The organism is Streptomyces sp. NPDC026672 (assembly GCF_040638185.1).
GTDB lineage: Bacteria > Actinomycetota > Actinomycetes > Streptomycetales > Streptomycetaceae > Streptomyces.
Genome location: NZ_JBEZXS010000066.1, coordinates 22,971 through 31,277, shown reverse-complemented (window position 1 = coordinate 31,277; position 8,307 = coordinate 22,971). Strand labels below are relative to the sequence as shown.

Sequence of the window (8,307 nt, the reverse complement as noted above, 5' to 3'; positions counted from 1 at the left end):
ACGTGCTGTTCGCGATGCTCCGCGACGGCACCTTCTACGAACCCAGAACCCCACGCCTCGCTTGACGAAAGACATAGAGGCACCCCCCCGGGGGGGGCCTGGCGTGATCGTCCGTCCCGCGGTGGGGCTGCTGTGTTGTCTGGTGGAGTCGTACGGTGGTGTGGCAGAGGGGGTTGGTTGCGTGTGGTGTGATCGTTCGGGTCGGGACCCGGGGAGTTCGGCGTGAGCGCCCGTGCCGGAGGCGGGCCGCTGCGGCGGCTGGTCGTGCTGCGGCACGCCAAGTCCGCCTGGCCCGAGGGCGTCGCGGACCACCGGCGGCCCCTCGCCCCGCGCGGACGCCGGGACGCCCCCGCCGCGGGCCGCGCGCTGGCCGAGGCCGACTGCCTGCCCGACCTCGCCCTGTGCTCCACCGCCGTACGCGCCCGCCAGACCTGGGAGCTCGCCTCCGCCGAGTGGGGCACCCCGCCACCCGTACGGCACGACCCGCGGCTCTACGGGGCAGGCCCGGACGAGCTCCTCGACGTCGTGCGCGAGGTGCCCGCCGAGGTGGAGACCCTGCTGCTGGTCGGCCACAACCCCGGCCTGGAGGAGCTGGTGCTCGACCTCGCGGGGGACGCCCTCGACGACGCCCTGGACGCGGTCCGCGCGAAGTTCCCCACCTCCGCCATCGCCGTACTCGACTGGCACGGCCCCGGCTGGATCGCCCTCGCCCCCGGCACCGCCCTCCTCACGTCCATGACGGTCCCCCGCGGCAAGAAGCCCTGAAGGTCACCCGGCGCGGCCTAGCCCACGTGCACCCACGGCCGGCGACTCCGGTCCGGTTCCGCGCGGCGCAGGACCTCCTGGGTGACCGGGGCCACCTCGCCCACCCCGAAGACCAGGAAGCGGACCAGGTTGCCGACCGGGTTGCCCTCGGTCCAGTCGAAGTACGCGTGCGGAACGCTCCCGGTCCGGTCGCGCAGCGCCAGCAGCAGCGCCGCGATCGTGTTCGGCACCGTCGGCCCCGCCGCCCGCAGCAGCCGCACGCCCTCCCGCCGCACGCCGTGCACCGTGACGTCCGCCGTGAAGTCGGAGGAGTCCCGCACGGACACCTCCAGGAACAGCACGGGCCCGGCGCCGCGCGGGATGTACGTGTGCCGGCGCTGATCCGCCTCCTTGGCCCGGTACCCGCCCGCGCTCCGCCGGTCCGGCGGGCTCGCGATCAGCCGCAGTGGGCCCGAGCGCGCCGCGTCGTCCACGATCCGCCGCGCCTCCTCGTCCAGCACGACCTCCGCCGCCCGCAGCTCGAAGGCCCGGTGCACCCGGGAACCCACCGACGTCACCACGATGGCCACGATGAAGATGGACGCGATCTTGATGCCGTCCGGCCGTTCCACCACGTTCGCGACCAGCGTGTACGCGAACACCGCCGTGATCGCCGCGAAACCGGCCGTCGCCCGCCGCCGCCCCCGCCGGTGCACGGCCACCGTCGACGCGAACGCCGCCGACAGCATCAGCACCAGCACACCCGTCGCGTACGCCCCGCTCTGCGCGTCCACGCTCGCGTGGAACCACAGCGTGATCAGCACGGCGGTCACCAGGAACACCAGGACCAGCGGCCGCACCGCCCGCGTCCACTCCGGCGCCATCCCGTAGCGCGGCAGATAACGCGGCACGAGGTTCAGCAGACCGGCCAGCGCCGACGCCCCCGCGAACCACAGGATCGTGATGGTCGACAGGTCGTACACCGTCCCGAAGACCGACCCCAGGTACGCGTGCGCCAGATAGGCCAGCGCCCGCCCGTTCGCCGGGCCCCCGCTCGCGAAGTCCCGCTGCGGGACGAGCAGCGTCGTCGCCAGGCTCGACAGCAGCAGGAAGCAGCTCATGACCAGCGCGGCCGTGGTCAGCAGCCGCCGGGTCTCCCGGATCCGGCCCGCCGGCTTCTCCCAGGTGTCCCGGGGATCGCCCTTGACCTGCGGCATCACCGCCACCCCGGTCTCGAACCCGGACATGCCGAGCGCCAGCTTCGGGAACACCAGCAGCGCCACGCCGACCATCGCCAGCGGCGAGGAGTGGTCCGCGCTCAGCGCGCGCGTCCAGTCCGCCACGTCCACCGGATGCGCGACCACCTGCCGGGCGGCCGCCGCGAGCACCACGAGGTTCAGCGTCAGATACGTCGCCACCAGCACCACCGCGATCCCGATGGCCTCCCGGAAGCCCTTGAGGAACACCCCGCCGAGCAGCCCCACCAGCACCAGCGTGATCCAGGTGTTGCCGCCGTCCGTCCAGCCAGGCGCGAACGGGTTCTCCACCACGTGGGCCGCCGCGTCCGCCGCCGACAGCGTGATCGTGATCATGAAGTCGGTCGCCGCGAACCCCAGCAGCACCAGGACGAACAGCTTCCCCGACCACCACGAGAGCAGCCGCTCCAGCATGGCGATCGAGCCCTCGCCGTGCGGGCTCTCGTGCGCCACCCGGCGGTACACCGGCAGCGCGCCCAGCAGCGTCAGCCCGATCAGCACCAGCGTGGCCAGGGGCGACAGCAGTCCGGCGGCGAGGGCCGCGATGCCCGGCTGATAGCCGAGCGTCGAGAAGTAGTCCACACCGGTCAGGCACATCACCCGCCACCAGCGGTGGCCCTTCTGCTCCGGGTGCGGCGTGCGGTGCGGGCCGGGATGGCGGGCCGTCTGCTCGCTCAGCCCCTCCAGCAGCCACGCCCGCAGCCGTGAGCCCCCACGCGCGCCCGGGGCCGGAGTGCCGGTCATACAGTGCTGCGTTCTCGGGTCACGACGGTCCTTCGGGCGACGGCCGGTGCGCGTTCCCCACATGGTGACCCGCACCTCGCCGGCGGGCGACCCCAGGGTGCCGCCTAGGCTGGCCGGATGCAGGACGAGTACCGCACCGTCGCCCGCGCGGGTGTGCACGAGACCGAGGTCAACCGCTCCCGCTTCCTGTGCGCGCTCGCCCCGGCGGCCACCGAGCGGGAGGCCCAGGACTTCGTCGCCGCCGTCCGCAAGGAGCACGCCGACGCCACGCACAACTGCTGGGCCTACGTCATCGGCGCCGACGCGGCGGTCCAGAAGGCCAGTGACGACGGCGAACCGGGCGGCACCGCCGGCGTCCCCATGCTCCAGATGCTGCTCCGCCGCGACATGCGGTACGTCGTCGCGGTCGTCACCCGCTACTACGGCGGGGTCAAGCTCGGCGCGGGCGGCCTCATCAGGGCGTACGGGGGAGCGGTCGGCGAGGCCCTGGACGCGGTCGGCACCCTCACCCGGCGCCGCTTCCGGCTCGCCACGGTCACCGTCGACCACCAGCGCGCGGGCAAGGTCCAGAACGACCTGCGCGCCACCGGCCGCGAGGTCAGGGACGTCCGCTACGACGAGGCGGTCACCATCGAGATCGGCCTGCCGGACGCCGACGTGGACGCCTTCCGCGCTTGGCTTGCCGACGCCACCGCCGGGACGGCGGTGTTCGAACTGGGCGGGGAGGCGTACGGCGACGCCTGACGGACGGGGCCAAACGGTATGAACCGGGACGAGGTGCGTGCACCGGGCGGGTATCGCGGGGCCCGTGACGGACCGATACGGGAGTGACCGCCCGTGATGTCGGACCCGGCCGTTAGTCTCGGGGATCATGAGACTTCTGCACACGTCGGACTGGCACCTCGGCCGGGCGTTCCACCGGGTGAACATGCTCGGTGCCCAGGCCGAGTTCATCGGTCACCTCGTCACGACCGCGCGCGAGCGCGAGGTCGACGCGGTGGTCGTGTCGGGAGACGTGTACGACCGCGCGGTGCCCCCGCTTGCCGCGGTCGAGCTGTTCGACGACGCCCTGCACCGCCTCGCCGACCTCGGGGTGCCCACGGTGATGATCTCCGGCAACCACGACTCGGCCCGCCGCCTCGGGGTCGGCGCCGGCCTCATCGGACGCGCCGGCATCCACCTGCGCACCGAACCCGCCGCGGCCGGCACCCCCGTCGTCCTGGCCGACGCCCACGGCGACGTCGCCCTCTACGGCCTGCCCTACCTCGAACCCGCCCTGGTGAAGGACGAGTTCGGCACCGAGAGGGCGAGCCACGAGAGCGTGCTCGCCGCCGCCATGGACCGAGTCCGCGCCGACCTCGCCGCCCGCGCCCCCGGCACCCGCTCCGTCGTCCTCGCCCACGCCTTCGTCACCGGCGGCGAGCCCAGCGACAGCGAACGGGACATCACCGTCGGCGGCGTCGACTCCGTCCCGGCCGGCGTCTTCGACGGCGTCGACTACGTCGCGCTCGGCCATCTGCACGGCTGCCAGACCCTCACCCCGCGCGTGCGCTACTCCGGCTCCCCGCTGCCGTACTCCTTCTCCGAGGCCGGCCACCGCAAGGGCATGTGGCTGGTCGACCTCGCCGCCGACGGCGCCGTCACCGCCGAGCGCGTCGACTGCCCCGTGCCACGCCCCCTCGCCCGCGTCCGGGGCACCCTGGAGGACCTGCTCGCCGACCCCGAGCTGACCCGCCACGAGGACGCCTGGGTCGAGGCGACCCTCACCGACGCGGTCCGCCCCGCCGACCCCATGGCCCGCCTCACCGCCCGCTTCCCGCACACGCTCAGCCTCGTCTTCGCCCCCGAGCACACCCCGGACGAACCCGGCCTGTCCTACGCCCGGCGCCTCGCCGGCCGCAGCGACGAGGAGATCGCGCGGGACTTCGTCGCCCACGTCCGCGGCGCGGGACCCGACGAGCGCGAACTGACCGTGCTGCGCGAGGCGTTCGACGCCGCGCGCGCGGACGACGCGGTCCGGGAGGGCGCCCGGTGAGACTGCACCGCCTGGACCTCACCGCCTTCGGCCCCTTCGGCGACACGCAGACGGTCGACTTCGACGCCCTCTCCGCCGCCGGCCTCTTCCTGCTGCACGGCCCGACCGGCGCCGGCAAGACGTCCGTCCTGGACGCCGTCTGCTACGCGCTGTACGGCTCGGTGCCCGGAGCCCGGCAGACCGCCCAGGGCCCCGGACTGCGCAGCGACCACGCCGACCCGGGCACCCGCACCGAGGTGCGCCTCGAACTGACCGTCGCCGGACGCCGGCTGGAGATCACCCGGCAGCCCCCGTGGGAGCGCCCGAAGAAGAACGGGCGGCCCGGAACCACGGTCGACAAGGCCCAGACCTGGCTGCGCGAGTACCGGGCGACCGCCGGTACCTGGAAGGACCTCAGCCGCTCCCACCAGGAGACCGGCGAGGAGATCACCCAGCTGCTCGGCATGAGCCGCGAACAGTTCTGCCAGGTCGTCCTGCTGCCCCAGGGCGAGTTCGCGCGCTTCCTGCGCGCCGACGCCGAGGCCCGCGGCAGGCTCCTCGGCCGCCTCTTCGACACCCGGCGCTTCGCCGACGTCGAGAAGCGGCTCGCCGAACGCCGGCGCACGACCGAGTCCCTGGTGCGGGAGGGGGACGCCGCGCTGCTGGCCGACGCCCACCGCATGGAGCAGGAGGCGGGCGACGCCATGGAGGTGCCGGAACTGGCCCCCGGCGACCCCGGCCTGGCCGAAGCCGTCCTCGGCGCCGCCGCCGTCGCCCGCAGCACCGCCCGCGAACGCCTCACCCTCGCCCACTGCCGCCTCACCGCCGCCGAGTCCGCCCACGCCGCCGCCGACCGTGCCCTGGCCGACGTACGCGAACTGGCCCGGCTGCAACGGCGGTTCACACAGGCGCGGGAGCGGGCCGCGCTCCTGGAGGAGCGGTCCGGCGCCCACCAGGAGGCGCGGGCCCGCATGGAGCGCGCCCGCAAGGCCGAGGCCGTCGCGCCGGCCCTGGAGCTGCGGGAGGCCGCCGAGGCCGAGCACACCAGGACGGCCGCCGCCGACGCCCGCGCGCGCGGCCCGCTGCCCGCCCCCCTCGCCGACGCCGGCCCGGCCGGCCTCGCCGCCGCCGCCCGCCGCGCCGCCGAGGAACTGGGCGCCCTGGAGTCCGCGCGCCGCGCCGAACAGCGGCTCGCCGCGCTCGTGGCCGAACGGACCGCGCTGGACCGGCAGGAACGCGCCGACGAGGACGCGCTGCGCGAGGCCGAGACCTGGCTCGCCGACTGGGACACCACCCGTACGGCGCTCCAGTCCCGCGTCGAGTCCGCGCAGGAGGCCGCCACCCGCGCCGAACAGCTCGCCGTCCAGCGCGACCCCGCACGCCGTCGCCTCGACGCCGCCCGGCTGCGCGACCAGCTGGCCGGCGACACCGAGGAGGCCCGCACCCGGGCCCGCGCCTCCGAGGAGCGCGCCCTCACCGCCCGCGCCCACTGGCTCGACCTCAAGGAACAGCGCCTCAGCGGCATCGCGGCCGAGCTCGCCGCCCACCTCACCGACGGCGAACCCTGCGCCGTCTGCGGCGCCACCGAACACCCCGCGCCCGCCCGCAAGGTCGAGGGACACGTCGACCGGGCGGCCGAGGAACGCGCCCAGGCCGCCCACCAGCACGCAGAGGACCGGCGGGCCGAGGACGAGCGGCGCCTCGGCGTCGTCCGCGAGGCCCTGGCCGCCGCCACCGCCGAGGCCGGCGACACCCCCACCGCCCGGCTCGCCGCCGAGGCCGAGGAGCTGGAGCTGCGCCACGCCTCGGCCCGCCGCGACGCCTCCGCGCTGCACGCCGCCCGCGAGGAGCTGCGCGGCGGCGAGCACGAACGCGAACGCCGTCTCGCCGCCCGGCAGCAGGCCGCCGTACGCGCCGCCGCCCGCGTCACAAGACGTGACGCCCTGGAGGGCGAACGGGCCGCCCTGGAGGAGGAGTTGGCGCGGGCCCGGGGCAGCGCGGGCGGGGTCGCCGCGCGCGCCGCCCAACTGGAGCGGCACGTCGCCCTGCTCACCGACGCCGCCGACGCCGCGCGCGCCGCCGAGGACGCCGCCCAGCGCCTCAAGGACGCCGACGCCCGCCTCGCCGACGCCGCCTACCGCGCCGGCTTCGGCACCCCCCGGGACGCGGCCGCCGCCCTCCTCGACGACGCCGCCCACCGCGACCTCCAACGGCGCCTGGACGCCTGGCAGTCGGAGGAGGCCGCCGTCCGCGCGGCGCTCGCCGAACCCGACACCGCGGCGGCCGCCCAGCGGCCCCCCGCCGACCCCGACACGGCCGAACGCCACGCGGCGCAGGCGGCCCAGCGGCTGCGCGACGCCGCCTCCGCACGCGACCGTGCCGCCCGCTGCTGCGCCGAACTCGACCGGCTCTCCACGCAGGCGGCCGACGGCGTACGACGCCTCGCCCCGCTGCGCGAGGAGTACGAGCGGGTGGCCCGCCTCGCCGCCCTCACCGCGGGCACCTCGGCGGACAACGAACGCAGGATGCGCCTGGAGTCCTATGTCCTGGCCGCCCGCCTCGAACAGGTCGCCGCCGCCGCGACCGCCCGGCTGCGCCTCATGTCCGCCGGCCGCTACACCCTCGTCCACTCCGACGACCGCACCGGCCGCGGTCGCAGCGGGCTCGGACTGCACGTCGTGGACGCCTGGACCGGCCGCGAACGGGACACGTCGACCCTGTCCGGCGGCGAGACGTTCTTCGCGTCCCTCGCACTCGCCCTCGGCCTCGCGGACGTCGTCACCGACGAGGCCGGCGGGGTGCGCCTCGACACGCTCTTCATCGACGAGGGCTTCGGCAGCCTCGACGACCAGACCCTCGACGAGGTCCTCGACGTCCTCGACGCGCTCCGCGAACGGGACCGCAGCGTCGGCATCGTCAGCCACGTCGCCGACCTGCGCCGCCGCGTCCACGCCCAACTGGAGCTGGTGAAACACCGCTCGGGCTCCGCGGTACGGCACCGGGGCGTCGGCTAGCCGCCCGTGGTGCCCAGTGGGCGGTGGGGGAGCGGGGAGGAGTACACGACGCTCGTCGTCACCGAACCGAGGGCCCCGATCCGACCGGAGACCTCCTCCAGGTGCCGCATCGAGCGGGCGGCGACCTTGATGACGAAGCAGTCGTCGCCCGTCACGTGGTGCGCCTCCAGGATCTCGGGCGTCGCGGCCACCAGGTCGTGGAACGGCTTGTAGTTGCCGTGCGGGTACCGCAGCCGCACGAACGCCAGGATCGGCAGCCCCAGCCGCTCCGGGTCCACCACCGCCGCGTACCCCTGGATCACCCCCGCCTCCTCCAGGCGGCGCACCCGCTCGGTCACCGCGCTCGGCGACATCGACACCGCCCGCGCCAGCTCGGCGAAACTGGCCCGGCCCTCCCGCTGGAGGACGTCGAGGATGCGCCAATCGACGGCATCCGGGGAAAACACGGTCATGGGCGAGGGATACCAGGGATTCCACGGCCCGGGCAAGAGCCCGCAGTGGAAGGCGCCTTCAACACGGTCGGTACGGGTCGTAG

General features: G+C 75.3%; 6 protein-coding genes. 4 read left to right on the top strand and 2 right to left on the bottom strand.

From position 1 onward, the window contains the following. Positions 1–222: 222 nt before the first annotated feature. Positions 223–765, top strand: coding sequence for a histidine phosphatase family protein (locus AB0F77_RS40480; protein ID WP_361958907.1), 543 nt, complete (start codon positions 223–225; stop codon positions 763–765). Positions 766–782: 17 nt separating this feature from the next. Here the strand turns inward: AB0F77_RS40480 and AB0F77_RS40475 are convergent, their stop codons facing one another. Continuing rightward, positions 783–2,744 (bottom strand): amino acid transporter, encoded by a 1,962-nt coding sequence (locus AB0F77_RS40475; RefSeq protein ID WP_361958904.1) that lies wholly within the window; start codon positions 2,742–2,744, stop codon positions 783–785. 117 nt (positions 2,745–2,861) lie between these two features. On the opposite strand from AB0F77_RS40475, the gene AB0F77_RS40470 reads away from it, so the two are divergent. The 3 genes from AB0F77_RS40470 (at position 2,862) to AB0F77_RS40460 (ending at position 7,772) form a co-directional block, all read left to right on the top strand. Then, on the top strand, positions 2,862–3,488 hold the full coding sequence (locus AB0F77_RS40470) for a YigZ family protein (RefSeq protein WP_361958901.1): 627 nt from the start codon (positions 2,862–2,864) through the stop codon (positions 3,486–3,488). Positions 3,489–3,615: 127 nt separating this feature from the next. Further along, the gene (locus AB0F77_RS40465) at positions 3,616–4,779 is read left to right on the top strand and encodes an exonuclease SbcCD subunit D (protein WP_361958898.1); all 1,164 of its coding nucleotides are present in this window, start codon (positions 3,616–3,618) and stop codon (positions 4,777–4,779) included. Then, on the top strand, positions 4,776–7,772 hold the full coding sequence (locus AB0F77_RS40460; RefSeq protein WP_361958896.1) for an SMC family ATPase: 2,997 nt from the start codon (positions 4,776–4,778) through the stop codon (positions 7,770–7,772). The genes AB0F77_RS40465 and AB0F77_RS40460 overlap by 4 nt, the downstream gene beginning before the upstream one ends. Here the strand turns inward: AB0F77_RS40460 and AB0F77_RS40455 are convergent. Further along, on the bottom strand, positions 7,769–8,224 hold the full coding sequence (locus AB0F77_RS40455) for an Lrp/AsnC family transcriptional regulator (RefSeq protein ID WP_361958893.1): 456 nt from the start codon (positions 8,222–8,224) through the stop codon (positions 7,769–7,771). The two genes, AB0F77_RS40460 and AB0F77_RS40455, sit on opposite strands and share 4 nt — an antisense overlap. Positions 8,225–8,307: the final 83 nt, after the last annotated feature.

What these genes read in the sequence shown, in the direction of transcription:
- AB0F77_RS40475 (WP_361958904.1), bottom strand. Translation starts at nt 2,744, where the DNA reads ATGACCGGCACTCCGGCCCCGGGCGCGCGTGGGGGCTCACGGCTGCGG.
- AB0F77_RS40470 (WP_361958901.1), top strand. Translation starts at nt 2,862, where the DNA reads ATGCAGGACGAGTACCGCACCGTCGCCCGCGCGGGTGTGCACGAGACC.
- AB0F77_RS40465 (WP_361958898.1), top strand. Translation starts at nt 3,616, where the DNA reads ATGAGACTTCTGCACACGTCGGACTGGCACCTCGGCCGGGCGTTCCAC.
- AB0F77_RS40455 (WP_361958893.1), bottom strand. Translation starts at nt 8,224, where the DNA reads ATGACCGTGTTTTCCCCGGATGCCGTCGATTGGCGCATCCTCGACGTC.